General features: G+C 41.5%; 24 protein-coding genes. 13 read left to right on the top strand and 11 right to left on the bottom strand.

The genetic code is table 11. The annotated features are described in order from the left end of the window. Nucleotides 1-124 precede the first annotated feature (124 nt). The 5 genes from AC5JM2_RS34030 to AC5JM2_RS34010 all read right to left on the bottom strand — a co-directional run bounded on the left by AC5JM2_RS34030 (nucleotide 125) and on the right by AC5JM2_RS34010 (nucleotide 7,865). Nucleotides 125-1,855, bottom strand: coding sequence for a diflavin flavoprotein (locus AC5JM2_RS34030; RefSeq protein ID WP_495840337.1), 1,731 nt, complete (start codon nucleotides 1,853-1,855; stop codon nucleotides 125-127). A gap of 385 nt (nucleotides 1,856-2,240) precedes the next feature. Further along, a complete protein-coding gene (locus tag AC5JM2_RS34025; protein ID WP_495840335.1) occupies nucleotides 2,241-2,678 on the bottom strand; it encodes an RrF2 family transcriptional regulator in 438 nt (145 codons plus the stop codon). A gap of 252 nt (nucleotides 2,679-2,930) precedes the next feature. Next, entirely contained in the window at nucleotides 2,931-3,923 is a 993-nt protein-coding gene (locus AC5JM2_RS34020; RefSeq protein ID WP_495840334.1) for a LysR family transcriptional regulator, read from the bottom strand. 347 nt (nucleotides 3,924-4,270) lie between these two features. Further along, nucleotides 4,271-7,621 (bottom strand): ATP-binding protein, encoded by a 3,351-nt coding sequence (locus AC5JM2_RS34015; RefSeq protein ID WP_495840332.1) that lies wholly within the window; start codon nucleotides 7,619-7,621, stop codon nucleotides 4,271-4,273. Further along, the gene (locus tag AC5JM2_RS34010) at nucleotides 7,611-7,865 is read right to left on the bottom strand and encodes a helix-turn-helix domain-containing protein (protein WP_495840330.1); all 255 of its coding nucleotides are present in this window, start codon (nucleotides 7,863-7,865) and stop codon (nucleotides 7,611-7,613) included. Before AC5JM2_RS34010 ends, AC5JM2_RS34015 begins: the two co-directional genes overlap by 11 nt. Nucleotides 7,866-8,296: 431 nt before the next feature. Between AC5JM2_RS34010 and AC5JM2_RS34005 the strand changes: the two genes are divergently transcribed. From AC5JM2_RS34005 to AC5JM2_RS33995, 3 genes are all read left to right on the top strand, one after another. Next, nucleotides 8,297-8,419, top strand: coding sequence for a hypothetical protein (locus AC5JM2_RS34005; RefSeq protein ID WP_495840329.1), 123 nt, complete (start codon nucleotides 8,297-8,299; stop codon nucleotides 8,417-8,419). A gap of 46 nt (nucleotides 8,420-8,465) precedes the next feature. After that, nucleotides 8,466-9,191, top strand: a complete 726-nt coding sequence (locus AC5JM2_RS34000; protein WP_495840327.1) for a cadmium resistance transporter — start codon at nucleotides 8,466-8,468, stop codon at nucleotides 9,189-9,191. Between the two features lie 636 nt (nucleotides 9,192-9,827). Continuing rightward, entirely contained in the window at nucleotides 9,828-10,250 is a 423-nt protein-coding gene (locus AC5JM2_RS33995; RefSeq protein WP_495840325.1) for a YidH family protein, read from the top strand. Between the two features lie 386 nt (nucleotides 10,251-10,636). Here the strand turns inward: AC5JM2_RS33995 and AC5JM2_RS33990 are convergent, their stop codons facing one another. Further along, nucleotides 10,637-11,107 (bottom strand): RrF2 family transcriptional regulator, encoded by a 471-nt coding sequence (locus AC5JM2_RS33990; protein ID WP_495840323.1) that lies wholly within the window; start codon nucleotides 11,105-11,107, stop codon nucleotides 10,637-10,639. 451 nt (nucleotides 11,108-11,558) lie between these two features. Here AC5JM2_RS33990 and cysE point away from each other — a divergent pair, with 451 nt between their 5' ends. Both cysE and AC5JM2_RS33980 read left to right on the top strand, forming a co-directional pair. After that, the gene (gene cysE, locus AC5JM2_RS33985) at nucleotides 11,559-12,284 is read left to right on the top strand and encodes a serine O-acetyltransferase (protein ID WP_495840321.1); all 726 of its coding nucleotides are present in this window, start codon (nucleotides 11,559-11,561) and stop codon (nucleotides 12,282-12,284) included. 261 nt (nucleotides 12,285-12,545) lie between these two features. Further along, nucleotides 12,546-13,523: a 50S ribosomal protein L11 methyltransferase gene (locus AC5JM2_RS33980; protein ID WP_495840319.1), complete on the top strand. Its 978-nt coding sequence runs from the start codon at nucleotides 12,546-12,548 to the stop codon at nucleotides 13,521-13,523. 79 nt (nucleotides 13,524-13,602) lie between these two features. On the opposite strand, the gene AC5JM2_RS33975 is transcribed toward AC5JM2_RS33980, so the two are convergent. The 3 genes from AC5JM2_RS33975 to AC5JM2_RS33965 all read right to left on the bottom strand — a co-directional run bounded on the left by AC5JM2_RS33975 (nucleotide 13,603) and on the right by AC5JM2_RS33965 (nucleotide 16,221). Beyond that, nucleotides 13,603-14,421 (bottom strand): hypothetical protein, encoded by an 819-nt coding sequence (locus tag AC5JM2_RS33975; RefSeq protein WP_495840317.1) that lies wholly within the window; start codon nucleotides 14,419-14,421, stop codon nucleotides 13,603-13,605. Nucleotides 14,422-15,648: 1,227 nt separating this feature from the next. Continuing rightward, nucleotides 15,649-15,918, bottom strand: coding sequence for a peptidoglycan-binding domain-containing protein (locus AC5JM2_RS33970; RefSeq protein WP_495840315.1), 270 nt, complete (start codon nucleotides 15,916-15,918; stop codon nucleotides 15,649-15,651). Between the two features lie 129 nt (nucleotides 15,919-16,047). After that, entirely contained in the window at nucleotides 16,048-16,221 is a 174-nt protein-coding gene (locus AC5JM2_RS33965; protein ID WP_495840313.1) for a hypothetical protein, read from the bottom strand. Nucleotides 16,222-16,247: 26 nt separating this feature from the next. Here AC5JM2_RS33965 and AC5JM2_RS33960 point away from each other — a divergent pair, with 26 nt between their 5' ends. Then, nucleotides 16,248-17,486, top strand: coding sequence for a protein kinase domain-containing protein (locus tag AC5JM2_RS33960; protein WP_495840312.1), 1,239 nt, complete (start codon nucleotides 16,248-16,250; stop codon nucleotides 17,484-17,486). 41 nt (nucleotides 17,487-17,527) lie between these two features. Here the strand turns inward: AC5JM2_RS33960 and AC5JM2_RS33955 are convergent, their stop codons facing one another. Then, nucleotides 17,528-17,950, bottom strand: a complete 423-nt coding sequence (locus tag AC5JM2_RS33955; RefSeq protein WP_495840310.1) for a hypothetical protein — start codon at nucleotides 17,948-17,950, stop codon at nucleotides 17,528-17,530. Continuing rightward, nucleotides 17,943-18,284, bottom strand: a complete 342-nt coding sequence (locus AC5JM2_RS33950) for a hypothetical protein (RefSeq protein WP_495840308.1) — start codon at nucleotides 18,282-18,284, stop codon at nucleotides 17,943-17,945. The genes AC5JM2_RS33955 and AC5JM2_RS33950 overlap by 8 nt, the downstream gene beginning before the upstream one ends. 199 nt (nucleotides 18,285-18,483) lie before the next feature. Between AC5JM2_RS33950 and cas10 the strand changes: the two genes are divergently transcribed. Genes cas10 through csx2 form a run of 7 tightly spaced genes read left to right on the top strand, consistent with a single transcriptional unit; the run spans nucleotide 18,484 to nucleotide 26,772 of the window. Continuing rightward, nucleotides 18,484-20,823: a type III-A CRISPR-associated protein Cas10/Csm1 gene (gene cas10, locus AC5JM2_RS33945; RefSeq protein ID WP_495840306.1), complete on the top strand. Its 2,340-nt coding sequence runs from the start codon at nucleotides 18,484-18,486 to the stop codon at nucleotides 20,821-20,823. A 4-nt stretch (nucleotides 20,824-20,827) separates the two neighbouring features. Continuing rightward, nucleotides 20,828-21,289: a type III-A CRISPR-associated protein Csm2 gene (gene csm2, locus AC5JM2_RS33940; protein WP_495840304.1), complete on the top strand. Its 462-nt coding sequence runs from the start codon at nucleotides 20,828-20,830 to the stop codon at nucleotides 21,287-21,289. Next, a complete protein-coding gene (gene csm3 / locus AC5JM2_RS33935) occupies nucleotides 21,286-22,353 on the top strand; it encodes a type III-A CRISPR-associated RAMP protein Csm3 (protein WP_495840302.1) in 1,068 nt (355 codons plus the stop codon). Before csm2 ends, csm3 begins: the two co-directional genes overlap by 4 nt. Continuing rightward, on the top strand, nucleotides 22,350-23,420 hold the full coding sequence (csm4, locus tag AC5JM2_RS33930; protein ID WP_495840300.1) for a type III-A CRISPR-associated RAMP protein Csm4: 1,071 nt from the start codon (nucleotides 22,350-22,352) through the stop codon (nucleotides 23,418-23,420). The genes csm3 and csm4 overlap by 4 nt, the downstream gene beginning before the upstream one ends. A 13-nt stretch (nucleotides 23,421-23,433) precedes the next feature. Then, entirely contained in the window at nucleotides 23,434-24,720 is a 1,287-nt protein-coding gene (gene csm5, locus AC5JM2_RS33925) for a type III-A CRISPR-associated RAMP protein Csm5 (protein WP_495840298.1), read from the top strand. 15 nt (nucleotides 24,721-24,735) lie between these two features. Further along, nucleotides 24,736-25,512 (top strand): CRISPR system precrRNA processing endoribonuclease RAMP protein Cas6, encoded by a 777-nt coding sequence (gene cas6 / locus AC5JM2_RS33920; protein WP_495840296.1) that lies wholly within the window; start codon nucleotides 24,736-24,738, stop codon nucleotides 25,510-25,512. Between the two features lie 3 nt (nucleotides 25,513-25,515). Further along, on the top strand, nucleotides 25,516-26,772 hold the full coding sequence (gene csx2, locus AC5JM2_RS33915; protein ID WP_495840294.1) for a TIGR02221 family CRISPR-associated protein: 1,257 nt from the start codon (nucleotides 25,516-25,518) through the stop codon (nucleotides 26,770-26,772). The last annotated feature ends 1 nt before the right edge of the window (nucleotide 26,773 follow it).

Genomic DNA, 26,773 nt, shown 5'->3' with positions numbered 1-26,773 from the left:
CTGTCGGGCATCCCTCTCCGAACTCCGGAGAGGGAAAGATTTTAGCGCAGCTAAAAGCGAGGGTGAGGTGAAAAGCGAGATGTATGTACATCGTAGGGGAGTGAGGGAGGAAGGTAGTTTGCAGTTAATAGTGGTTGCCAACCTTGCGATGGTGGACGGCGCTGAAGGCATCTAGTTTGGCGACTCTGCCAGTTTGGACGCTGCTGTAAATAATCCAGTGATCGCTGCACTCGATTCGCGTCGTGACTTCACATTCCATATATGCCAGTGCATCTGCCAAAATGGGACAGTTATTGCTGGCGGGGTAGGTTTTGATGTTTGCAAATCGATCTGCACCGGGAGGGAAACGCTTGAGGAAGTGTTTCATTAAGGTTTGGTAGTTGTCTTCCTCTAAGACGTTGAGAACAAAGCGATCGCCTACGTGGAGTAATGATTCAATTGCCCGATCCTTGGCAACTGCAATCGCAACTCCCAAAGGATTCATGCTCGCTTGCATCACCCAAGAAGCTAACATGGCACTGGTGACATCTGTTTTCTGGGCGGTAATAATATAGAGTCCACTGCTTAAGCGTCCCAATGCTCGTTCTAAATCATTATCTATGGCTTTGATTTGTTTGATCGTGCGATCGCGAGTCAACCACTGTCCAATATCAGTCCCCGCTTCATCACACATTTGTTCGGTGATGTGCGTTGGTGGTTCTTTCACCAAAATGGGTGGAAAAGCTTCGGTTAGACCGATTTCTTGAAACTTATTACGCAACGGATAAATTGGTTCATCTTCCCTACCACCACTTTCAAACAGTCCGACTGCTTGCTTACGGTGTGCAGCTGCGAGAATGGTACTTAAAGCTGCATGGGCATTTTGATTCGATTGGGATGGCATACCAATCACCAAACCCGTGGCTTGGTTGACGAATTCCCGGACTTCATGAGGTTCAGCAGTATTTAAATCTACCAGTTCTACCGCTACCCCATTTCTCTGGGCGCCATGAGCGATCGCTCTTGCCAATTGGTCACAAAAGCCGTAATCTTCACAGTAGAACAGGGCAACGAGGGTATCTGTTTTTGCCTGTTCTTGACTCCATTTCTGATAGCAACTCACCCAGTCTGACAAATGATGTTGTAATAAAGGTCCGTGCCCTGTGGCGATTGTGCCGATATCTAATTTTTCCATCCGCTTGATAGCAGACAGCACGGAACGGGCATTTGGAGCCATCAGGCACTCATAGTAATATTTAAAATCGGCTTCGATTAATTCTGGATCTTCATCAAAGGTGTGATCGTCGCAGTAGTGCATCCCAAAAGCATCGCAAGTGAAGAGGATGCGGGTTTTAGCATCGTAGGTAAAAATAGTATCAGGCCAGTGGAGATTGGGGGCACTCACGAATTCTAACTCATGTCCGTTGCCTAAATCGAGGCGGTCGCCATTCTTAACTATCAGCGATTGAAATGGCTGATGTATCATATTTTCCAGGAACTGGATGGCAACTTTTGCTCCTACTACTGTTACCTGAGGAGCTAACTGCAACACCTCTTTAACAAGTCCACTGTGATCCGGTTCAGTATGACTAATAATTAAATAATCCAGCGTTGAGAAGTCAATCAATCCCTTCAAGACATCTAAATACAACTGCTGAAACTTGCGGTGAGAGGTGTCAATTAGAGCTGTCTTCTCACTTTGAATCAAAAACGAATTATAGGTTGTACCATTGTTCAATCCAAACTCGATGTCGAAGCGATCGCGATCCCAATCCAGAGAACGAATAGCGATCGTTTCATCCCCAAGATCGACTATTTGCATAGTCAAGCGATCGTGGGATTGAGTATTTTCAGAACGAGCAGTGAGTGCAACCATACGCTTGTGCCTCCAACAATCTTCTGGCGTGAGTGTTCTTAACTCTCATTCTGCTTGGAAACCACTCTAGTTGTAAAATGTCAATCTTTAAAGCTAAATATTAGTTATTTAAATCATCAAAATCATTCTATTTTTCTATTCTTATCATTATCACTGACACTGATTTTAAGCTTTTCTGCTGCTCCAAAAAGCGGTATAAGGCTTCCCGGAGGGCGTGCAAAATTTTATGCTCCTCCAACGTCGTTGGGTGGGCACTCTGCTACTCACGCCACGCCAATAATATGGGAAGCTAAGCAGTGCCCAACGCCAGATGCCTCTGTCGGGAAAGCCGTCATTCGCACTGGCTCCCCAACAAATCAAGATTTTCCGCGAATCCAACGCAAGGCTAGATGTAGTACATAGATTCCATCTGTCGTCCTTTCGCTCGTTGCTCACAAATGTCATGGATGGTATACTTCTGTAGAACAGAGTAAGCTGCCTCACACCCTTCTTGCCAAACCTCTTGAATAACTTCAGTTTCTGCTGATGTGGGGGTGGAATTCTGCTTGGGCACATCTGCGTCTGCTTGTTCCATACAACGGAAAGCATCTAGAACTGTAATCTTTTGGGGTTCTCGTGCCAGAACATAGCCACCTTTGACGCCGCGTATGCTCTTAATTAAACCTCCACGCCTTAATGTCGCCAGAAGTTCTTCCAAATAGCGGTTTGGTATGTTTTGTCGCGCTGCTATTTCCCGGATTTGTAATGATTCACCGCTAGAATAACAGGCTGCTAGCGCTATCAGGGAAAGAACCGCGTACTCAGTTTTATTAGAGAGTTCCATAGACGAGAATATATAGACCCATTTAGTTATTACCTGTGAGCAAGCTGAGTGTCAGCCTAACCATTAAAATTAGAACCACACAGGCAATATCTCGATAATCTATATGCTGGTAGGTTTACGACAACTATAAAGAAGACCACTAATAAAATCAAATATTTTTCTTTGTCACTTTAATAAAAAAAAGTGATTAATAAGTATAAGTACTTATTTTCCTCCAGCGGATATTTTGTCCAAAGCATTCCAAAAATAGATTTAGTTGAGTTCCGACTCCAAAACTTTTGAGTTTTGACCCTTCGCTTCGCTCAAGGGCATGCTTTTTGACTCTGGACTTTGCACAGCGCTCAAAATCTGTTCAAAGGCGATCGCAACTCGGGTTTGAAAACGTTGTTTGTGTTTGAGCTTCCAAACAGGTTGAACAATGTCTAGCTCGGTGCCAGAGTTTCTATCTACCACACGAACGGCGTGAAGTGTAGATAGCTGTATTTCTTTTTTGACCATCAATTCTGGAATGGCGGCAGCACCAACACCGCTTTCAACCACTGCTTTCACCATCTCGCTACTGCTCAAGACGAGAACAATATCCAACTGAGTCAGTTCAATTCCCCAATTTTGTAAAGCTTGCTCAAACATTTGCTGTGCTCCCGAACCTGGCTCTCGCATCACCCAACTGGTTGCTAGCAGTTCTGCTGGGCAAATTTCTGTCCGCTTAAACCAGGGGTGAGATGTGCCAACCACAATTTGCAGGGGATCGCTCCCCACAACTTCCTGCTCCAAATAGTTCTTCAGTGAGGGTTTAACGTCTCCTGTTACTAAACCAAAATCAAAAAGTCCTGTAGCAGTCCCTTCGCAAATTTCTTCTGCATTACCCAGCGTACAATCGATATGAATACCAGGATATTGGCGTTTGAACTGGCTAATTTTCTCTGGTAACCAGTAGTTACCAATGGTGAGACTTGATCCCAGCTTTAATTCACCGCGTTGCAAATTGTTCAGTTCTTTCAAGCCTCGCTCAGTTAAAGAAACTTGGTCAAGAACTTTCTGCGCCTCCATTTGGAGTAATTTACCCGCATCAGTAATTTCGATATGGCGACCAATCCTATGGAATAGTCTGACTCCATATTCTGCTTCCAAACTTTGAATTGCTGCACTAACAGCTGGTTGAGTGATATAAAGCGTTTCTGCAGCACGGGTAAAGTGCATCAGTTCCGCAACTGCCAAAAAAATTCGCAACTGCTCAAGCGTCATTTTGAACCTTAAGGCTTTTTGGGTGTTGAGTCTGACCACTATGGTTGATGACTTCCTAGTATTGTACGGTAATTAGAGGCAACTACCGTATTTAAAAATAAAATTTTTCTGACATGTTTGCCTTTCACTTGTGTGGATAAATACTACTCAAAAAAATGAGCTGCTTTCGTATAACAAGTCACATGACAGCTTTATTTTGTTTCAATACTGAGTTGTGAAAAAGCTGATAAAGACTTGCATAATAAACATTACCATAAGTATTATCCTAAGAAAAGAACAGCCAAGATAATGATCATTTGTTAACTAGACATCTACAAAATAAATGTATGATAAAAACTTGGTAGATCTTATTTGCTCGCTTTAATCAGATCAACAATAAGCTTTACCAAATCCTCTGGCTCAACTGGTTTGCTAATATGTCTTTGAAATCCTGCTCTGATCGCTTGCTGTTGATTAATTTCTCCGGCATAAGCAGTCAGGGCTAAAGCTAAAACATCTCTGCCTTGTTTGGATGTGATTGCCCGAATTTGTCGCATTAGCATATAGCCGTCCATCTCAGGCATTCCAATGTCTGAGATCAATACATCAAAGTTTGTTTGCTTAAAAGTTTCCAAAGCTTCTATTGCGGAAGTTGCTGACGTAACCAGGGCACCACTTTGCTCTAGTATAAAAGTAATCAAATCTCGTGTGTCTGTATCGTCATCGACTAGCAAAACTCGCAGATCTGCAAGGGGGAGCGATGAGGAATTCCCGATGAGAAATGAAGAAGTTGATTCATCCAAATGTCCGAAGCCTTGATCGTTTAAAACCGGCAGCCTGACGGTGAATGTAGCCCCCTGTCCTACTCCTGGGCTGTCTGCGTGAACGGTTCCCCCGTGCAGTTCCACCAAGTGACGAACGATCGCCAACCCTAACCCTAATCCGCCAAATGTTCGAGTTGTTGTGCTATCGGCTTGGCGGAAGTATTCAAAGACATGGGGAAGGAAGTCTGGAGTAATACCTTTGCCTGTATCCTTAACTTGAATTTGAGCTTGCGATCCCATGCTGTTGAGTTGAATTTCCACGCTTCCACCAGAGGGTGTAAACTTAACAGCGTTAGAAAGTAAGTTCCAGATGATTTGCTGTAAGCGAGCAGAATCCCCAAGGATTTGCCCCACCTCTTTTTCAAACACCGTTTCAACTCGAATCGATTTAGCTTGAGCTGCTAACTGTACGGTTTCCATTGCAGCTTCGATTGTTGATGCCAGGTTAACTCTAGCCATGTTGAGACTGAGTTTGCCACGCAATATGCGAGAGACATCTAACAAATCCTCAATCAGTTGTACCTGTAGCTTAGCGTTGCGTTCGATTGTTTCCAAAGCATAAGCTGTTTTTGCGGCATTTAATTTACCGTTGCGAAGCATACTCGACCAGCCTAAGATTGGGTTGAGGGGCGATCGCAACTCGTGAGACAGTACCGCTAAAAATTCATCTTTAATTTGATTTGCGCGTTCAGCGGCTTCGCGGGCGGCTTGTTCTCGTTGCAGGATTTGTTCTCGTTCGGCTTCGATGCGCTTGCGCTCGGTGATATCCTTGAACAGAATGGCAACTTTGCAGCTGTTTGGCTGTCCAACACGGCAGGCATACACCTCAAACCAACGGTTCATCACTTCAGAACCATTCTCGAAGCGAATTGATTCGCCACTCAGTGCGACTTTGCCGTAAATCTCATACCAGTGAGCTTCAAGATTTGGAATGAGCTGACGCGCCGTTTTGCCAACAGCTTGTATGAGTCCCGTTTGTTTCTCGAATGCCGGATTGGTTTGCAAAAAGCGGTAATCAATCGGCGTATTGTTTTCATCAAACAGCATTTCGATGATGCAGAAGCCATCATCAATGGACTCAAACAGCGTTCGATAGCGTTCTTCCGAACCGCGCAAGGCATCTTCGGCAAGTTTTAGATAGGTAATATCAACTAGTGCGCCAGGAAAAGAAACGGGGTTGCCAGCCGCATCATACTCGACTCGCCCGCATGCCGACAGCCATCGCTCCCCGCCACTGACAGTCCGAACGCGGTATTGGGCGGCATAGCCCTTACCCGATGACATCGCTTGATTAATTGCGGCCGAAACGCTATCGCGGTCTTCTTCGTGGATGGCATCGATAAACAGCTCGATGGGCAATCCTTCTGTGGTCGCGATCGCCGGATCTACGGCAAACAAGTGAGCAAACGCAGTATTAACAATGACGCGATCAGTGGGAATGTTCCAGCGCCAGGTGTAAACTGATCCAGCCGCCAAAGCAGATTCTAATTGCACGTGTGCTTCTCGCAGCGCCATTTCAGCTTGTTGGCGATCAGCTTCAATTCGCTTTGCTGTGGTAATATCCCGTGAAATGCATAAGATTTGGACAACTTGTCCGGACGCATCTAAAATCGGTGTGACGATAACATCCCACCATTTCGGCTGACCCTTTAGAGTGAGACAATACCCTTGAAATCGACCAATATTCCCTATTCTAGCAGCGGCGAGCGCGGCTTGAGCATTTTCATAATCTTCGCCCTGCCAAAAACTAGCCCAGTCAGCATTGAGGACAGATGCAGGATCGTCGATTTCTAAGAGGCACAGCCCATTTTTACTAATGTAGAGGATTTCGCTGTTTAAAGTTAAAACTTTGATGCAGTCTTTACTGCTATCGAGAACACGTTGCTTTAGCTCCTCACTTTCTCGCAGGGCTTGTTCGATTTGTTTGCGATCTGTAATATTTATCAGCCAGCCGTCCCAAACATCTCCGTCTGCGGTTCGTAACCCACTCGACCTGCCTTGAATCCACTTGAGTTTGCCACTAGGCGTAATAATTCTGCCTTGCCAGTCCCAAGCAAGAAAGTTCTCAACGGCTGTAATAACCGACGCTTGAAATGAGGAGCGATCGTTAGGATGAATCTGGTTCCAAATTAAACCAGCGTCTTCTAACGCCGCTGATGGCTCTACTTCAAACAAGTCACAGCAACCCGAATTAACAAAGGTAAAGCGATCTGAACCATCGGCTCCGGAAATATAGCGATAAACCATCCCTGGTATATTTGTGAGCAGGCTCTGCATGTGGGCTTGGCTCTCGTGCAGTGCCTGTTGAGCATCAATAGCCGTTTGACAGGCGCGACTGCTACCTAAAGCAGCAGCAGTAATGTTTGCCAAACTCGTCATCAGCCGCACATCTTCGCTATCGAAGTGCCGTTGCTCATCGTGAGACACGATCCAAATCGTGCCTAGCGGTTGCTCATCAATGACTAAAGGAATGACTAAACTTTCAATAATCGCGGGTTTCGCTTGTTGTAAATAAGTAAAATACCGTTCGGGGTACAAAAAAAGCTGGGGCGATCGCCGTTCTAGACACACCCCACAAGGGCTAAAATCGCCTGGGCATGTCCCCTGCTCATATTCCTCAAACTCTCCAGCCAGTGCTACCCAATGGAAAATTGACTCTCCTGTGGGGGTGAGATCTAGTAAGCTGACCCCAGCAGTTCCCGCTTGACAAAGATCCCTCGCTACACCAACAAGGGTTTTGAGCATAATTTGCGGCGATTGAGCTAGTTGCCGAGCCAGAGTATGCAGGGCTTGGTTCTCGGCTTGCAAGTCAATTGTTTTGGGCAAGCGACGAGACAGTTCTTCCGTAATCAGAATGTCTTCTAGATTAATCTGCTTTTGCTTTTCACAGGTCATCGCCAAGCTCCATCTCTGGGAAATACTGATTCAATAATGCTTTTCCCGACACACCCATCCGCACCAGCTGGTCTTTAATCAACTTAAGTGCCATTGGGGACGGCGTACTATGTCCGTTCTCCCAACGATTCACGGTTTTGAATGAAACACCTAATTGTGCAGCAAACCGTTCTTGAGAAAGATTGAGGTGTTGGCGCAGTTCACGGACTAAATCTGAGGTGGAGCTTGGCTTTGTAATTGGCATCGGCTTTTTCTATGCCTTTTTATTTAATATAGGACAAAAGGGATAATACTTGTCCTATCTATAAAAAAATTATTAAATTTATTAAATTATCTGCCCTAGTTTTGATCAAAAAAAGAATAGAAAAATTAATAAATTCAATCTATGACTTTGACAAAAAAGAATATTTGCTTTTACTGATACGGAGCAATAAAGTGAGACTGTGCCACAGCAGAGGAACCTTGTTAAGGCTAAAGTTTACCAGTTTTACGAAGACATCTACACTGTTGGAAATTTGCTCACATGACCATTACTGACCAAACTCGACACAAAAAGAGTGCTCACAGGTTAAAGCCGAACTGTCTATCATTTGGAGAAGTACTGGCACAATCGTTTGCCGTCATCGCTCCCACTACTTCTTGATCTATCTGCTGGTGACTTGTGGCTGGTTCTTCATGCAAAGACGCCGTTCTCCAGCAATCATTCGCTCAATGCAGAAGGGTATCGATGAAATTCACGACACATTTGCAACTCCTTGCCCAGTGGTGATTTCTTCATCGCTTGATGAGGAAAGGTAAGGTTACCTCAGACAACGCGAACACAAGAATTAAGGATAAACACCAAATGAGCTTATATACCGCAATTCCCACTGGACTGTCTGCCTTCGCTGCTACCAATCTTGACGACATTGTGATTCTGTCTTTGTTTTTCTCTCAGGTCAATGCAATCTTCCGTCGTCGTCACATCGTTACGGGTCAATACCTTGGTTTCAGTGTCCTGGTTATTGCTAGCCTGCCTAGTTTCTTGGGCAGTCTCATCCTACCGCAGTCTTGGATTGGATTGCTAGGAGTTGCTCCTATTGTGATTGGTATCACTCGCTGGTTAAACCAGGAGGATAGCGATAATCCCGAAGCACAGATAGAACAAGAAGAATTAGATAGACCCTGGTTCACTAGCTTTTTGTCCCCCCAAAGCTACAGTGTCGCTGCAGTAACAATAGCTAATGGGAGTGACAACATTGCTATCTACGCACCGTTGTTTGCTAGCAGTACCTGGGAGAGTTTAGCAGTTATCCTTGGAGTCTTTTTCTCCCTGGTGGGAGTTTGGTGTTATGCAGCATACCAGTTAACTCGTATACCAGTTATGGTGGATGCCCTAACGCGCTACGGTCATCAACTCATTCCCTTTGTTCTGATTGGATTGGGTGTTTTGATTCTGGTGGACTGTCACACTTTGGAAAATCCTAGTTTAGCCGTACTCACTTTTATCACAGGTAGTTTTTGTTTGCTAACTCTAAACAGGAACCTTTGGAAAACATCTGAAATAGTATCTGAAGTTGAAAAAAATTGAGTTATTAAGTTAAGAGTCAAAAAATGTCATTTTTTTTGACTTGATATCAATAAAAAAAGATAAACATCATGATACTTTTCCAAGCTGCTCTCAATGCACCAATTAATCACTGAACAGCACTCGTTTGTTGTGTCAACTGGACAGCCAAGAACTTATCTTCTTGGCTGGCTGATAGCGTAAGTCCTCTTGAGATGACTTTTTAGATGTTAATCACAGTGTTTTTCTTTTTTTTTGATTAAGTTGCTCAACCAAATTAAAGATCATATAGCAGTCCTAAATTATTTGTGAACAACAAGATCACAGACTTATTTGATAAGTCGGCAATCTGAACATGCACAATTTTAAAAAATCAAATAGGATTACTATATCAAGTCCGTCTTAACAAGTGAAAGTCATTTCAATTTGTTTTAAATTGTTGTGTGAGCAAATATTTTTAAAAAAAAGTATTGTTGAATACAGTCAAATTTGACTAATTAACCGGTATAATTCACAATTATCAAGATAACACTATTAATTTTTCTTGTCAAATTTTGAATATAGAATAAGACAGAGGAAAAGAAACTTTCACATAAGTAAACTTGATTCCAATTCATCAAAAAGATTAAAAAGTTTTGTATGCAACTACCATTCAAATTTATGAAGGCTAATGCAGAAACTTCAGAAAAAGAAAAGTCAAATAAACCTAGTTCAACAGATAAAGTGCGGGAACATTTAGCAAATGAACGTACTTATCTTGCATGGATGAGGAGTGGAATTTCCTTAATGGGGTTTGGTGTTTTGATTGTCCGCTTGCGTATTCTTCGTCCTCCTCTTGCACCTCAAGCTCCGGGTGATGGTTGGAAGTTAGGTTTAGCCTTTTCATTAGTTGGTTTGTTGACAGTCATGCTTTCAACCCAGCATTATCTTGCTGTACGCCGTGATATTGAGGAGGATACCTACCAACCAGCAGGCCGATTGGTCATCCTCTCTAGCCTTGCTGTTATACTTCTTGGAATTGGGGTTGTCTATTACGTCTTTAGTTTTCCTCTGGAGTCATTAAACACAGTTATAGTTGAGTGATGATACTGAGTGTGGAGTGTTAGGAGTACGGAGTCGTGCTGATTTTTACACGTTTAGTAGACTCAACCCCTGCACGCTGCACCTTTTTACAAGCATTGTTAGAATAAGATGGTAGTCCCTGGTAAATCCGATCATTGAATCTTTGTGATTCCTGTGTGAGGTGGCTGTTGGGTCAACCAGGATGGTTTCTCTGATAAAACTTGAGTCGTCTACTTCTTCTGTTATTTCCTCCATCCTCATTTCAATAGAATCTTTGGCAGAAGTGACTGGTTCGGTGAGGAACGATCTCCAACTGTTTGGGAATCTCTTTGAAACAAACGACAAGAATTCGCCTGCCTAATGCTATAACGTTTTTTGGTATCTGCATATGGTAATTGCGAGAATGTCTAAATATAATACATTGGACCTTGCTGCAAGCGAGCTTCTCTTTGCTGATACAAATCTTGGAGTGTATAGTTCTGTAAAACCTTAATACAGGCGGTGTTGGCTTGATCCCAGATCTCATGAACCAAATCCCTTTCTAAAGTGGAAGTCACAGAGGGTTCTCTGTCTTTACGTTCTCCTTCTACCAAAGTGACAATCTCCAGCAAGGTGATTTGCCAAGGTTCACGAGCTAGAACAAAGCCTCCTCGCGAGCCACGATGACTCTGTATTACACCTGCTCGCCGCAAACTGGTCAAAATTTGTTCCAGATAGCGTTCAGGTATGGGTTGTTTAGCAGTCATTTCACTCATAGTGAGAGGAGTTTTTTTTTCCTTGTTGCTTGCTAGTTCTAAAAGTGCTAGCAGCGCGTATTCAACTTTGGAAGACAGATCCAAAAGAGTATAGTTTTGGCTATTCAAGTCCGTACTCAACATACTACTGTTTATCGATAAGTTTATCGTATTTTTATGACAGATTCATTCTCATGGGAGTGTTAAATGTAATAAAATTGCGCTAGTTATTCATAAATTATCATAATATTATCGATTTGCAGTAGATTATCCAAGACAATTCCTACAAATGATTTCATTGATTACATAACTTACACACTTGACTTGTCTGTTGATATTTGGTGTGGGGGCTTTCATTAAAAGTATGTAAAACTGGGCAACCCAGCCTACGGCTCGCTACGCTAAGGCAAAAAAGGCGGAATAATTCATCAATAAGTTCAATAATTGAGAATGAAGCGCCTTTTTTGCCCTCTCCACGAGTATCTGTAAGGCGCACCACGAGTACTCGTAGAGAGGGTTGCCCAGTTTTACACAGGTTCGACTCAAGGCTGTTGAATTTTGAATTGTTATAAACTTCCCGAGATAGGAACAAATTATGCTGCTAACTGATTTGCGAACGATTTATGAGCGTGATCCAGCAGCCCGTAACTGGCTGGAAGTGTTGTTCTGTTACCCAGGTTTTCAAGCCATGCTCTTGCATCGAGTGGCACACTGGCTTTATCAAACGGGGATTCCCTTCATACCTCGGTTTATCTCCCATATCAGTCGGTTTTTGACTGGGATTGAGATTCACCCAGGAGCAAAGATTGGTACGGGAGTTTTTATTGACCACGGTATGGGAGTGGTGATTGGTGAGACAGCGGTGGTGGGCGACTACAGCTTAATTTACCAAGGAGTTACCCTAGGTGGTACTGGCAAAGAGACAGGAAAGCGCCATCCTACTCTCGGCAATCACGTTGTTGTGGGAGCGGGTGCTAAGGTATTGGGCAACATTAATATTGGGGAGCATGTCCGCATTGGGGCAGGTTCAGTAGTGCTGCGAGATGTGCCTAGCAACACCACAGTCGTAGGGGTTCCAGGGCGCGTGACTCGTCAGGGTAAGGAAATCGCCGATGTTCTGGCTCACAATAAACTCCGGGATGTGGAAGCAGAAGTGATTCGCGCCTTATTTGAACGAGTCAAAGCTTTAGAAAAACAAGTCCAAGAATTACAGGCGCAGTCATCTGTACACGCATTCCAAGTCAGCGACTCACAAACGAACAATGGCAAGTCCAATAGTGATTTGGTGATTTCAGAGTTTTTAGATGGTGCGGGGATTTAAATCAGTGAACAGGGAACAGGGAACAGGGAACAGGGAACAGGGAACAGGGAATAGGGAACAGGGAATAGGGAACAAGGGGTGGACGAGTCCGTTTCCTACCTGATAACTGATAACTGGTAACTGATAACTGGTAACTGATAACTGATAACTGAGTACTAGCATTGGTTAAGATGAAAAGGCTGTCTGCGATCGGTAGCTTCACCGTGCAGTCAGTTTTTGTTTTATGCAATGCAGACTGCACGCTAAGGAAGAAAAGAAAATATGCCGTGGATAGAGTTAAGCCTTGATACAACACACGAGGCTATTGATTGGGTTCGTACGCTGCTTGCAGAGACTATCAATATTAGTGACATTAATATCGTAGAATATACAGAAGCTAACCTACCCCACCCAGATGATCAAGATGTTGCACATCCGATCTGGACATTCACGATTTACTTATATCTACCACTAGATGCCCAGTCGAGGACACGTGTAGAAAAAATTGTTAATTTGCTCTCGCCTTTGCACCGTACTGGACTAACGACTACGATACAGACGACTGTGGTTGAAGACAAACCCACAGACGCAAACGGACTCAACTCCAGAATTCATCGGATTGGGAAACGCTTCGTTGTCCTTACTTCTGATGCATCTTATCAATCCCAAACAGCAGACGAAGTCACTTTGAGACTGAAGACAACCCTCTGTTTTGGCAGTGGTTTACACCCAGCAACCATTCTCAGCCTTCAACTGCTTGAGCATTACATCATCCCCACAATGAATGTCTTAGACTTGGGTTCAGGTTCAGGTATTCTGAGTGTGGCAATGGCGAAGCTTGGGGCAAATGTCTTGGCATTAGACAACGATCGCATTGCTGTAGAAGCCACTCAAGACGCTGTACGTTGTAACGGGGTAGAACAGCAGGTAAAAGTGATCAAAGGAAGCTTGGGATCTGGAAGTGAAATGGGGCATTGGATGGGTGGAGACATTATCGACAATGTGTCAAGCATCAAAGATACAAAAACTTTTGACCTCATTGTCGCGAATATTTTGGCACGAATGCATATTGCTCTTGCTGATGACTTCCAGCGTGCGCTGCGTCAAACTGATGCACACGGGGGACTTTTGATTACAGCTGGTTTTACTGCCTCCCATGAGGATAATGTTGACAAAGCTCTAACAAAAGCAGGATTTGAGATCGTTGATTGTAAACGATTAGACGAGTGGGTTGCATTTGCTCACCGCCCTATTTTGTAACGGGACAGACCCTATTTTCAACGACCTCTTAAACCTGCGCCTTCTAAGTCATTCAAGCTAGTAGAGATAATAGAGTTATTTATGGGTATATAGTGTCAGCAACGAATACAGGCTTATTTTTGTAATCTGCTTCCAACTGTTGTCTCACCCTCTGATCCCAAGTCATGCGGTATTCTCGTTCAATATCTGCAACCACAAAAGGACGAACAACACCCACCATACCTACTGTTTGATTTTTGTTAATCACCCTTTTTGGTGTTGCGATGAATAAAACCAATAAATTTTCTGCACCTAGGGAGTAACTTTCATCGAGTGTGAACAAAACGGGACTTTGAATATTATCAACACTACCCGTAACTGCAACCCTTGTACCATAGTACTTGCGAGGGTTTTGGGTAATTTGTCCAACTCTAGGCGCTAATAGAATTGACTTAGCAATGATCGCAGGTTTATTGATATAATTTTTATAGGATTTGTCCTGCAAATTGAGATTATAATCCCGCTCAATACTTTGAATATTTAAGTTACGGACATCACCCGTCACTTGAACTCTTGTATCATTGTCAGTTGGTAAATCGAAAGCTAGACCCGAAGCGTTCACTACTACTACAGGCTCGCCGCCTAATAATCTTTGATCACTTACCGTGAAAGAAGCTAAACCTACTTTTTTTATCGGTTGGCTTCTCACTGTCACGGTTTCACCTGTAAAATTGTCTGTCTTTTTGCTAAGATCATATGTATTAACAACTTGTGCAGGAGCGAGTCTATTATCGCCATAGCCTATTCTCACCAGCACTGCAATCAATACTAGACATACAATGACTCTTGCGTCCCAAAGCCTTTGCAGTAAATAATCTCTCTCACGACTGATTTTGCTCTTCATCTCTTGGTCATTCATAACTCAGACTTTCTTATTTTAAATTTATTTGTTGTCCAAAAATGCTAAGCTAGTATCATATGGTCACATACCACACAGATTTGTGAAAAGCAATAAGTATGAGACTTTCACGAAAACTCAAAATTCACTTCTTCATGCAGTTATGAATCTCAAGGAAGAGAAATTTTTTGTTTGATGTGATGCAAGTTTATTATTAGCGATGTCGTGTCATTTCCTCTTCCTGCTGAGGTAATATAGTTGATAGAAAGTAAGATTGATTGCCAATACTATAGATAGATTCTTCTGTTCCTATCGGCGACTCTACGTGGCTATCTTAGCTAGTGCGACTATCTGAAGAGAGTGGTAAAAAGCTTTAAATGGTACATATGTACCAAAATGGTAATATACGACGATTGAGCGATCGCCTGCTTGGGGCGGGCGCTATGCATCATTGCCCAAAACGTCAATCAATTTTGGATTTAGGATTTTGCGAAAAGTTTGAGCGGAGGTTTCCTCCGTAGACGCTTTGCGGTGAGGGGGTCGCAGTCTTGGACGCCACTTCCTTCAAGTCGGCAAAGCCGCCCAACGGAGTGGCTCCGCTTCCCGTCGATTGCGAACCCCCGTTAGCGCAGCGAGACCGAAGGTCTTCCCCGAAGGGCTTGCCGCAGGCATCAAAGCTTTTCAAGACGGATTTTGGATTAACTCCACCCTAAAAGTGCAGAGCTTGGAGCGGAGCGAAACAAAACCTAGATTTTTAAATTTACGATTTTGGATTAATTCCGTCAAAGATGGACGGGGCTTGTACCGAAAATCAACGCCAAGTACCAAGTGAGGGAAACAAGGACTATGGCACAAAGTGCCACGCTACGCTATCAGTATTGGCTCCCCAATTTCAAAATCTAAAATTTAAAATCTAAAATTGTTTCGGTCAAATAAATGTTGCACAAAGATACATCTTACAGGCAGCGCGATACGCCAAAAAGCAGGTCGAAAGGAAATTTTCAAAGGGAACTCTAATAGTAAGCCAAAAGCAAAGACAAATAGCAATGAGCAAGCCTGGGATTATAGCCCAGGCTTTTTTTTAGGTTTTACTGATCGCACACCAAAAAGCAGGTCGAAAGGGAATTTTCAAAGGGAACTCTAATAGTAAGCCAAAAGCAAAGACAAATAGCAGTGAGCAAGCCTGGGATTATCCCCCAGGCTTTTTTTAAGTTTTACTCATGGCGCAGTAGCAGTGTGCTAAGGAGCTTAGGCAATATTTAGCCCTAGAGAACGCCAAGTGTTTACACCAACAATTCCATCTGGACTCAGATCATGCTTGCGTTGAAAGTCCTTGACTGCATCCTCTGTTTTATCACCGAAGTTAGCGTCGAAGGTAATTTTGTATTTGTAACGCAGAATCAGAATTTGTTGCAGTAATCTAACTCCTTCTGTTTGTAGACCTTTCTTTAGAGTTGGCAGATCATTAGACAGTTGGGCATCAGCAGCAGTAGTTGCAGCTTTAAGTTCGGATGACATAGTTTTTTCCTGTTTGAATGTTTTTTGGAGAAGACGCACAGTCAAAGTTTTGAGGCTTGTCCTTCCAGATTCTTAGTAAATGTCATCGAATGTAACTTATGCAGTTGGACAATTAACTTTATTGGCGACTTAGCTTTTGCTAGTTAATATAAGACGTTGCCAATATTGCGATAAAACGAGAAGCAATTCTGGGGTTGCACCTGGTGCACCAGGTGTTCCCAATATGGTTCGGTTAACGGTCGTCAGTTGTAATTTGGTGTATCCTGGCAAGTAAGAGACACTAGAATAAAATTCTATTTGCATTTTACTCACCAAACCACAACGCAGTAATGCTACCAGAGCTAAACCCCGGAACTTCGATTAACAGTCGCTATCAGATTCAAAGACTTCTTGGACAGGGAGGCTTTGGAAGAACTTACTTAGCAGTTGACACTCAACGTTTCGGGGATTATTGCGTCCTCAAAGAATTTGTCCCTGCAAACACAGCAGAAGCCGTACTTCTCAAATCCCGTGAGTTATTCGAGCGCGAAGCGAAAACTTTATACCAACTCAATCATCCCCAGATTCCTAAGTTTCTGGCTTGGTTGACCGAGAAAGAGCGGATATTTATAGTCCAGGAATATGTTGAAGGTGATAGTTACTCTCAACTTTTGCGCGAGCGCCTTTCAACAAAACGAAAGCCATTTTCCGAGGCAGAAGTTATTCAGTGGTTATTGGATTTGTTGCCAGTTTTAGAGTATATCCATCAACGCAATATCATTCATCGGGATATTTCACCAGACAATGTGATGCTTTCCCATAAGCTTTCTAAACCTGTACTGATTGACTTTGGAGTGGTTAAGCAAAAATTCACTCAAATTCTGGCGGGTGATTCTTCAAATTCTTTGCACTCTGTTGCTGGTTCAGTAGTTGGAAAAGTAGGTTATTCTCCACCAGAACAGATTCGTATGGGACACTGCTACCCCTGTAGCGACCTTTATGCACTGGGTGTTTCTGCTATTGTTCTTCTGACTGGAAAAATGCCACGTTTGCTGATGGATCAGTCTTTTCAGTGGCAATGGAAATCTTACGTTAAAGTTAGTGATTTACTCACTCAGATATTGGATAAAATGCTGGCAGAAAGACCAGCCGACCGTTATCAATCAGCCAGAGAAATTTTGAATTTGTTTCAGTCACAAAGTTTTTCTGGTGGTATGAATGTGACACAATCACATCAAAACGTACCAATTCATCCTCACCCTGCTCAGGAACTTGAACTACCAGAGACTAAACTGTCTGAAGAAACTAAACAGTTTCACCAAAAATCACAACAACCCAGGCAAAACACACAAAAAGCCAACGAATTCCAAGCCGAAAATACGACTAGCATCAAGCCAGAGTTTGTGGAGTATTGTCGGCGAGAACTAACTAGTTTTGTCGGTCCTTTCGCCAGTTTTGTTCTTGAAGACACTTTGAATAAAAATCCACAATTAACACCAGAGCAATTGGTAGAAGTTTTAGTAGAAAAAATTCCTGATCACCGAAGAGCGCAAGAATTTAAAAAGCGCCTTAACCCCCCTCGCAATTAAAAATTTAACATGAAAATTCCTTTATAGATGGCTATGAAAAATCAAGCAGATTGTGGTTGCGAACTTTGATATATTTGTAGATATTCAAGAATCAGCAAACGCAAATAATCCAGCATGCGAATATAAGCTTTCATTTGTCCGTAGTCTTGATGAATTGTAAAGTAAAATTCAGCAATAACCGGAAGATCAAAAACTCGCATACTCTGTAAGTGCTCAATAGCCTGCTGTTGATTTTCAATCCAACCGCGTGCTTGAATTTGACTAGCATAGCCTCGGATATCCACCGTTAAGAGTTCAATTTCCTCTAAAACAGAAAATTCTTCATCTCCAGTAAGATATAAAGCAGCAATTTCTTTGCGCTCTTGTTTGGTATTTTGATAATCTAGTGTTAACTGCTCTAAAACTTGCGAAATATAATTTCTTTTAATTTCAGGATTTTGAGTGTCAAGAGTTGTCTTAGTCATCGTTTACTTCATAGGTAACTATTTTTTCAATACCAAATTTATCAGGTCGTACAATAAGATATTCATTCCCCTTACGATAAACTGCTGAACCATCCTGACGATATCCAATTTTGGGAATTCGTACTCCTCTTTTTTTATTAAAATTGTAAGCTTTGCGTAGATATTTCAAGGGGTCAAATTCTTTTCTGCTAGCATGGTCTAAAATACTTTGAGCCACACTGATATAAGTACAAGCATCCCACTCAGCCATATACTGCTGTATTTCAACAACTTCGGCCTCCGTGTATCCTTCACAAAGTTGGACTAAAAATGGATCTGGTGGCTCATCGTACACTATTTTTTACTCCTGCTGGTTACTTACGTAAATTCCGCAATTTAAAATTATCTTAAACTTTCAGTATTTTCCGGTACTCAGAACCTAATATAGTTACAGACCTGTGTTGATTTATTTGCTAATTGGTAAATATGGAATACGCTATTTCCACCTATAAGCTACAATCACACGCAGTTCAGGACAATTATCGTGAAGTTTAATGACTGACTTAAAAGCTAGCAACGCTGCGTTGCAAGTCACCCAACAGGCTGTGTGGGTTTTAGCACAAATAGCTGGTGTATTACCTAGTGAGTGTAAGTACCCAGAGGATTCGGAAGTAGTTAAGCAAGCAAAGTGTATTTTATGGTCTAATAACCAAAACATTCTGTGGTCTAAAGAGAAAAACAACACTCTGACTCCCCTGCGCTTGCTGTTTGACCAAGTGCAACTATCGGACAATCAAAATAAACAACATTCGCACAATCAAAATAAACAACATTACTGGGAAGCAACCCACATCAAAGGATTCTATCCACAAATTCCCTATCCACGGAAAGAAAAACCAGCACAAGAAGATATCGAATTACTCAAGGGACATATCCGACGAGATCTGACTTTAGATAAACTTAACGAACAAACTTGGAATAATCTATCGCTACTCACCTTAATTCTAGAGAAATTTGGCTCCTATGTTAGCTTGAATAATTCAGATATTGCCCTGATTGATATGGTAAGGGCAACTGGTGCTGTAGCGGCTGCGCTAGCAAATAATCTTGAAGCTAAACAACTTAGGTTAATTGCTGGAGATTTATCAGGTATTCAAAAATTTATCTACACAATTAGTTCTGCGGGTGCGCTTAAGTCCCTGCGTGCGAGAAGCTTTTACTTAGAATTAGTAACAGAAGAAGTCGTCCAGCAATTGTTGCAAGAACTAGAATTACCACGCACTAATATCATTTATGCTGGTGGCGGTAACTTATATCTGCTTGCGCCTATAGATGAGACAGAAGATAAACTAAAACAAGTGAGTCAGAGGTTAAATAAGTGGTTAGTAGACGATTTTCAGGGTAAAGTCTTTCTAGCCTTAGACCATGTAAACTTTCCCATTGAAGATGTTGCTACTCAAGAATTTGCAACACACTGGTCAAAAGTGACACAACAATTAGCCGAACAAAAATCACGGAAATTTGCAGACCAAATTGTAGAATTCTTCGCACCCCGCGACAGTCACACACCCTGCAAAGTTTGTCATCGAGATGATGTAGAAGAATTACAACCATTAAGTGATGAAATTTCAGTGGAAGCTTGTCCTACTTGTCGTAAGATGTTTGAGTTAGGTGGCAAGCTTTTAAGAGTACAGGCAATTGTGCGATCGCAACACCGAAGTCGTATTCCAGGAACAACCCCCATCAAGTTAAATCTTGAACCTGAACCTGTTTATTATCATATATTTCAAGCGATAAAAAAGTCTCAACTCGTTCAATCTTTAAAACAAATTCCTGACACAGAGACTATTTATCTAGTCAATGATTGGATGATATATGACTATTCTCATGCTACAAATACCATTCCTTTGCTGTTGGGTAATTACGCTCAAAAAAGTGAAGAAGAAGAAGGCTCAATTATCAGATCAGGTGAGATGGCGAGAATTGCCAAAGGGATTGAGAGAGTTGGTTATTTGCGCATGGATGTAGATAGACTGGGACAAATTTTTGCAAAAGGGTTGGGTAATAATCAAACCTTGCCAAACCTAGCTGGTTTATCTCGCCAGATGAGTTATTTCTTTAAAGTCTATCTAAATACTTTAGCAGAGAACCGTCAGGAGAACTTTCTTGAACAGCGACATAAAGTCAAAGTGTTAGAAAACACTAAATATCTCACTCAAGATGAACGAAAAAATTTAGTCTTCATTTACGCGGGTGGAGATGATGTCTTTGTCAGCGGTGCGTGGAATGAAGTTGTAGAATTTGCCTTTGATGTTTATCAGTGCTTCCGCGCTTATACTGGAAATCATCCTGATATTACCTTATCCGCAGGTATTAGTATTGATGATATTAAATTCCCTCTTTACCAAGCTGCAGAATCGTCAGGTAAAGCTGAAGATGCTGCTAAAGGAAATGGTAGAGACAGTTTCGGGTTATTTGGACAAGTCTTTAAGTGGAATGAATGGCTGGGAATAGAAGATATCAATATTCTTGATTGTGAGATGAAACAATATTTACATCCAGAAGCTAAGCCAAACCTATTGGGTGTCTTACCATTTGTCGAAATACTGGAACAGCAAAAAATTGAGGTGAATTATTCCCGTAACTTTGTGCGTAATTTGCTCATTACTGCACAAATACAAGAGCAAGCACTAAAGAAGTTTGAAGATCGTAAGTCAAAGGAGGCTTTAGGAACTCGCTACTATTTGCATTTACCAAAGATAGCTTATACTCTAGCGAGGTTACCCAATAGGGTACTGGATAACAATGATTTTCGCACTTCTTTAAAAAGTCCATATAATGCGCCTTATTTTCGGGCGATCGCGACTTGGATTGAACTCTTAAACCGCTTATAAAACGATGACGCAACAAAACAAACAATATAATTATGGTGATGATATCAGCACAGCAATGGTGAATAAAATCAACACCTTAAATCAAGGGCTACAAGAATATAAAATTCGTGAGTTAGTGGAAGATACCGAAAAACTTGGAAAAGAGCTTGTGCGTAAACAACTCAAAACAAACCAGATACGCAAGTTTTTGGATGCTGTCAATCGACTTAAATCTATCCTAGCTAAAGACGAAAAGAAGGATTTTTCAAAAATTGAACCCGACTTAGTTTTCTTACAACCTAAACTTGCTTATGCTGCAGCTCGACAACAAAAAGATAGTAGAGATCCAGGACCGGTTGCTCCTTTCAAGCGAGTATTAGAGGCAGCAATAAAAAAGGTTAAAACTAAAGAAGACTTTGACAGATTTGTTCAAATGATTGAGGCAGTGATTGCTTATCATAAGGCAGCAGGAGGAAAAGATCAATGACAATATCAACAAGTAACTATGAACAAAAACAATTAGTGGGTAAAGTTAGAGTTACTAGTACTCTTATAGTAAAGACTGGTATTCATATTGGAGGTGGCGGCGAAAGGTTAGATATCGGTGGACTGGATAAACCTGTTATTCGCAACCCTTTGAGTCGCCATCCTTATCTACCAGGCTCATCTATTAAAGGTAAGCTGCGCTCAATTTTAGAACGTTTGTTGGAAAAACCTTTAAATCGTGCGGGAGGTAGCGGTACTTATCGTTATGAAAGTGATGACTTAGTGAATGGCTATACAGAAATAAAAACAGATAATTCGTCAATACTCATTAGGTTTGATGGGGCTAGAAATTGTAAACTTTCCAGAATTTTTGGTTCAACAGGCGTTAATTTTTGGGTAAACAGTGATGTCGCTAATCAAGAACGATTAGAGCGAGTACCCAATGTTGAAGCACAAATGATTCTCAGACCTAGTAGTGAAGAACACAAATTTGCGCGATTTGAAACTCAAGGTGAAAAAATCAGAGAAGAAGAAATCCGAGAGCAATACGTAAAAGTCAAAGGACGAAATGCACCTGCTCGTTTAATTGTAAGAGATTGCCATTTATTGGAGAAGTCGGTTGATTTGCTGGAGCAAGTTGATACTGGTTTATATATGACTGAGTGGAAATTTGAAAACGGTATAGATCGAGTCACAGCAGCAGCGAACCCTAGACAAGTAGAACGTGTACCAGCAGGAGCAGAGTTTCAGTTTGAATTAATTTATACTGTAGAAGATGCAGCGCAAGCTATAGAAGACTTACAAAATATTGCGATTGCTCTCGCCATCCTAGAAGATGATGCACTCGGCGGACATGGTTCCAGAGGTTACGGCAAAGTCAGATTTCAGAACTTCGAGTTTTCCTATCGCAGCTTAGAGCAATACCGTCAGATAACCAGCACTCCTGCTGGAACATCAAGTTTACAGCAATTTGCACCCATCGCCAACACACAAGCACTCTTAGATAACTTCGGAAGCTTACGCGAGTACATTGAACAGCGTTTACTGCCAGGAAATGCATTATGAGTGTCTGGAAATTGGTTAAACTTAAGTTTGGACGCAGCCCTGCTCATTTTGGGGAAGTGGGAATTGGTCTTGAAGAAACGAGCGATCACGTGCGTTCAGATAGTTTATTTAGTGCTTGGGTGAGTGCTTATGCGCGGTTATTTGGTAAAGATGCTGTTGAAGAATTATTACATAAATTTCCCACTGATAAACAACCTCAACTGATATCTCCTTTGCGGATAAGTTCAACATTTATTTATCGACAAGAAAACGAACGCACAATCTACTATCTACCCCGTCCCCTTAAGTTTCCCATCAACTACCCGCAAAGAACTGAAAAAGAGTTAGAGTTTTTTAAAACCTATAAAAAACTCAATTATTTGCCTTTGGAAGTTTGGCAAAGATGGTATCAAGGCGAAGGGTTCATAAATACTGATGCTGAAGAGTTAATTGCTGAAACAAAAGGTAAATCTCAGGAACATCTGCGTCAAGCAGGAACCTTTGACTACAAAAAAGCCTTTGAAATTGACCAATCCCCCAAAATTGCAGTAGACAGAATTACCAGAGCCACTAACCTTTATCATACAGGTTTTGTACAATTCCAGTGGGAGCAAAATGGCAATGGAATTCAAAGTTTATCAGGTTTGTACTTTCTGCTGCAATTCTCACCAGAAGGAGAGAAATTAGCAGATAACTTAAAGGCTGCTTTGCATCTTTTAGGAGAAGAAGGACTTGGGGGAGAACGTTCTAGCGGTGCGGGACGATTTCAAGCTGAGTGGTTAGAGTTACCTGAAAATTGGCAGAAGATAGTGAAATTTTCTGCTGGAACTCACCACACCCTGATGAGTTTATTTTGGGAACCATCCTTCCCGAATGACTTTTTAAATAATGCTAGTTATGAAATTCAAGAACGGGGTGGCTGGATAGCTGAAAATCAGGTGCGTCGCAAAATGGTGCGAATGTTTAGCGAAGGTTCTGTTTTTCCTACACCACCACAAGGAAAGCTGGTAGATGTCACACCCAGAGATTTTAAAAAACATTGCATTTACCGGAGTGGTATTAGCTTAAGTCTTCCTATTCAAGCATAGGATAAATAAAATTATGGTTGTTTCTCCTGAATACGCTCTCAAGAAACCGGATTTATATCAATCAAGAAAGATACAGTTGACCAGTCCTATTTTACATATTGGATCATCTGTATCTAGATTAAATCCATTTGAATATGTGCAGACAGATAAAAAAGTTTATCTCCCCAATCAAGAAGCTTTGGCAAAAGGTCTGATGCACCAAGGAGGGCGATTTTTATATGACTATATCCAGGCAATTGAAGAACGTCAAGACATCACAAGACTTTTAAGACAAGCATTTGGTTCTGAGTGGTGGAATGCGACTAATGCAGATGGACAGGCAATTTTTCCTAAAGACGCAATCAGTCAAAAGTTAACAGACGAGAAAATTACAGATTTGCGTCCGATGATTCGTAATGGTATGGGGCAATTATTCATTCCTGGCTCTTCCATTAAAGGAGCAATGAGAACTGCCATAACATATTATTTACTTAAATATGGCGATCGCTATCAAGTTCCCTCATCAAAGCGAGTTAGCGAGATAGAGAAAACCTTAAGACAAAAACTAGGTCATCTCAACCAATATCAGCAGAAATTTTTAGATGACGACTTATTTATGGAGAGTTTATTCTCAGAATTTTGTCTTACATATCAAGAAAGAAACTTTCCAGGTAAAGGTCCAAATACGGACTTCTTAAGAGCGCTTAAAGTCACAGATTCAGACCCTCTTTTAGAAAGCAAAATCCATAATAAACGAGGTCAAGCAATACCAATTAACTTGCCAGTTGTCGCTGAGGTCATCATTTCTAGTAGATTTCCTGATTATATTGCAAAATATAAAGCGTCAATTTATGCCGAGATGGTGCGAAATGTGCAAACCGGGTTTACTCTCAGCTTAGATACAGAGATGCTCTCATGGTTTAAGCACAAACAGGGCATGAAAATACCATTTAGCAATCTTGATGAACTTTTACAAATCTGTCAGGAGTTTACTCAAGAGCAGTGGGACTATGAACATGATTATTGGCAAGAAATAGAAAATAATCCTAAAGCATCAGGCAAGAATTTAGATTTTAATTATATCCGCGAATTTTATGAACCAGAAAAATCTCCCTATAGCCTAAGACTGGGATGGGGTAGTGGTATGACAGGAACTACAATTGGTTTACTGCTAAAAGATGAACTACGGGAAGAAATTCGGGATACTTGTGGTTTAAAAGCACCAGGTTTTGAAGCACCAAAATCTAGGCGAACTGTGATAAATCCGAACGGCGAAATCAAATTTGTTCCAGGATGGGTTAAGTTTAAAACTTTATATTAAAACTTTATAAGGCTCATGCTAATTCGTTCAACCTGGATATTAAACGTATCCGAATCAACCGTTTTACCCCGTTCCTACGGCTTAGAACTCGTTAAGCAACTACACAAAGAACTAGGGTTAGAAATGGGAGGCGAAACTATCCCTCCAATTGCTTTCTCAGGAATTCTTGGATTATCAACTATTACCAAAGACTTTTTGACTTTCCATCCAGAAGAGTTTTACCGATTATCTTTATGTGGATTACAAGATATTACAGCGAAAACCATTTCCGCTTTAAATTTATCAGAATCTCTAGAATTTCTCGGAGCTAAATTTAACATCATCAACCGTGAAGACGAAATCACCAGCTACGAGGAACTATACACAACTTTAGTGGCAAATGAACCAGAACCAGTCAGACGATTTGACTTGCAATTTCTCACACCAACAGCTTTCGCACAAGGTAGCACACCATTACCCTTACCCGTACCTGCATTGATGTTCCGCAGTTGGTTAGAACGTTGGAATCATTTTGCTCCCGTTTATTTGGGAAGCGATGAATTAATTGCCTATCTTAGCAATGCAATTCTTCTTAAGCATCATAAAATGAAAACCCAAAGTTGGCAATTACATAAGGGTTATGTCAATGGGTTTGTTGGTGATGTGACACTACAAGTTTTCAACCGTGCTGATTCTTTGCTGGCGAATGTGGCTAATTTATTAGTTCAATATGCAAAGTTTTCGGGTACGGGGATGAAGACGCGCTTGGGAATGGGACAAACACAAGTCAAGTTGGAAAAAGAAAGGATGTAAACTATGAAAATTATTTCGTTTCTTGGGTTTAATAATTATGATGAAACTACTTACCTCAATCCACGTGGATCTGGGGGATATAAAACTCCTTTCTTTCAAGAGGCGTTAGTTGAGTTTTATAAGCCTGAAACTCTCTACGTTTTGCTGACCAAAACAGTAGAAACAGTTGCTCTAAAGGGGGCATCAGAACCTAATTGGGATGCTCTCAAAAATCGATTGGATAAGAAGGTAAACTTGCAACCAATCAAAAATATTCCTGAACAAAACAGCCCATCTGATATTTGGTGGATATTTCAGCAGGTAACTAACTGTCTAGAGCATGGAGATACCGTTATATTTGATATCACACACAGCTTTCGCTCTGTACCTGTGGTGGCATTGATTGCCGTCAGTTATCTACGAGTCGTGCGAAGTGTGAATATTGAGGGGCTTCTCTACGGTGCCTTTGAAGCTAAAAATAAGGCAACTAATGAAACGCCCACTTTTGACCTGTTGCCTATTGTTAGCCTCTTGGAGTGGACAACCGCTACGGATCAATTCATTAAAACAGGTAATGGACAGGCGTTAGCAAGCTTGCTGCACAGTAGTAACTCCAAAACCGAAAATTTAGCAACAAGTATAGATGGGATTGCTCAAGGGTTGCAACTGTTGCGACCGATGGATGTTATGCAAAAAGCCGCTAATTTACCACAACATATTGCAGAGGCTGCACCCATTATTTCTCAGTCTGTACCACCATTTGTTAGTTTGCTAGAGCGTGTAAAAAAAGATTACTGTGATTTTGGATTGGCAAACCCAATTGACTATCAGAAAAACGCTCAAGCGTCTCTGTTGCGCCAACTGAAGATGGTGGAATGGTATGCAGCAAAAGGACAAACAGTTCAAGCATTATCTATGGCAAGAGAGTGGCTGCCTTCCTTACTATGCTATCACTTTAACTTAGATCCTTTAGATAAAGAAAGCAGAGAAGAGATGGAACTTTTGCTAAATGGAGGCAAAATTAAGGATAAGGAAGATAACACTATTAAAGAATCAAGATATTTGGACGAATGGTTGAAACTTCCAAAACAAAAGAAAAAGCAATTAAACAAATTATGGGGTGGGGAATTTAATTTAGCTAATCTACGTAATGATGTTCTACATGCAGGATTCCGTAAAAATCCTAAAAATGCAAAAGATATTCTTCATCAAACTGAAGCCATCATTAAAGAACTCCAAACCATTATTACTGTATGGAATTTGAAGGATGAAACTATATAGT

It is taken from the genome of Brasilonema angustatum (genome assembly GCF_059505445.1).
This window is presented reverse-complemented; position numbering and strand designations above follow the sequence as displayed.

Bases quoted from the DNA above. Each gene is read 5' to 3' on its own strand.
- AC5JM2_RS34030 (WP_495840337.1), bottom strand. From the start codon at position 1,855: ATGGTTGCACTCACTGCTCGTTCTGAAAATACTCAATCCCACGATCGC.
- AC5JM2_RS34025 (WP_495840335.1), bottom strand. From the start codon at position 2,678: ATGGAACTCTCTAATAAAACTGAGTACGCGGTTCTTTCCCTGATAGCG.
- AC5JM2_RS34020 (WP_495840334.1), bottom strand. From the start codon at position 3,923: ATGACGCTTGAGCAGTTGCGAATTTTTTTGGCAGTTGCGGAACTGATG.
- AC5JM2_RS34015 (WP_495840332.1), bottom strand. From the start codon at position 7,621: ATGACCTGTGAAAAGCAAAAGCAGATTAATCTAGAAGACATTCTGATT.
- AC5JM2_RS34010 (WP_495840330.1), bottom strand. From the start codon at position 7,865: ATGCCAATTACAAAGCCAAGCTCCACCTCAGATTTAGTCCGTGAACTG.
- AC5JM2_RS34005 (WP_495840329.1), top strand. From the start codon at position 8,297: ATGCAAAGACGCCGTTCTCCAGCAATCATTCGCTCAATGCAGAAGGGT.
- AC5JM2_RS34000 (WP_495840327.1), top strand. From the start codon at position 8,466: ATGAGCTTATATACCGCAATTCCCACTGGACTGTCTGCCTTCGCTGCT.
- AC5JM2_RS33995 (WP_495840325.1), top strand. From the start codon at position 9,828: ATGAAGGCTAATGCAGAAACTTCAGAAAAAGAAAAGTCAAATAAACCT.
- AC5JM2_RS33990 (WP_495840323.1), bottom strand. From the start codon at position 11,107: ATGTTGAGTACGGACTTGAATAGCCAAAACTATACTCTTTTGGATCTG.
- cysE (WP_495840321.1), top strand. From the start codon at position 11,559: ATGCTGCTAACTGATTTGCGAACGATTTATGAGCGTGATCCAGCAGCC.
- AC5JM2_RS33980 (WP_495840319.1), top strand. From the start codon at position 12,546: ATGCCGTGGATAGAGTTAAGCCTTGATACAACACACGAGGCTATTGAT.
- AC5JM2_RS33975 (WP_495840317.1), bottom strand. From the start codon at position 14,421: ATGAATGACCAAGAGATGAAGAGCAAAATCAGTCGTGAGAGAGATTAT.
- AC5JM2_RS33970 (WP_495840315.1), bottom strand. From the start codon at position 15,918: ATGTCATCCGAACTTAAAGCTGCAACTACTGCTGCTGATGCCCAACTG.
- AC5JM2_RS33965 (WP_495840313.1), bottom strand. From the start codon at position 16,221: ATGCAAATAGAATTTTATTCTAGTGTCTCTTACTTGCCAGGATACACC.
- AC5JM2_RS33960 (WP_495840312.1), top strand. From the start codon at position 16,248: ATGCTACCAGAGCTAAACCCCGGAACTTCGATTAACAGTCGCTATCAG.
- AC5JM2_RS33955 (WP_495840310.1), bottom strand. From the start codon at position 17,950: ATGACTAAGACAACTCTTGACACTCAAAATCCTGAAATTAAAAGAAAT.
- cas10 (WP_495840306.1), top strand. From the start codon at position 18,484: ATGACTGACTTAAAAGCTAGCAACGCTGCGTTGCAAGTCACCCAACAG.
- csm2 (WP_495840304.1), top strand. From the start codon at position 20,828: ATGACGCAACAAAACAAACAATATAATTATGGTGATGATATCAGCACA.
- csm3 (WP_495840302.1), top strand. From the start codon at position 21,286: ATGACAATATCAACAAGTAACTATGAACAAAAACAATTAGTGGGTAAA.
- csm4 (WP_495840300.1), top strand. From the start codon at position 22,350: ATGAGTGTCTGGAAATTGGTTAAACTTAAGTTTGGACGCAGCCCTGCT.
- csm5 (WP_495840298.1), top strand. From the start codon at position 23,434: ATGGTTGTTTCTCCTGAATACGCTCTCAAGAAACCGGATTTATATCAA.
- cas6 (WP_495840296.1), top strand. From the start codon at position 24,736: ATGCTAATTCGTTCAACCTGGATATTAAACGTATCCGAATCAACCGTT.
- csx2 (WP_495840294.1), top strand. From the start codon at position 25,516: ATGAAAATTATTTCGTTTCTTGGGTTTAATAATTATGATGAAACTACT.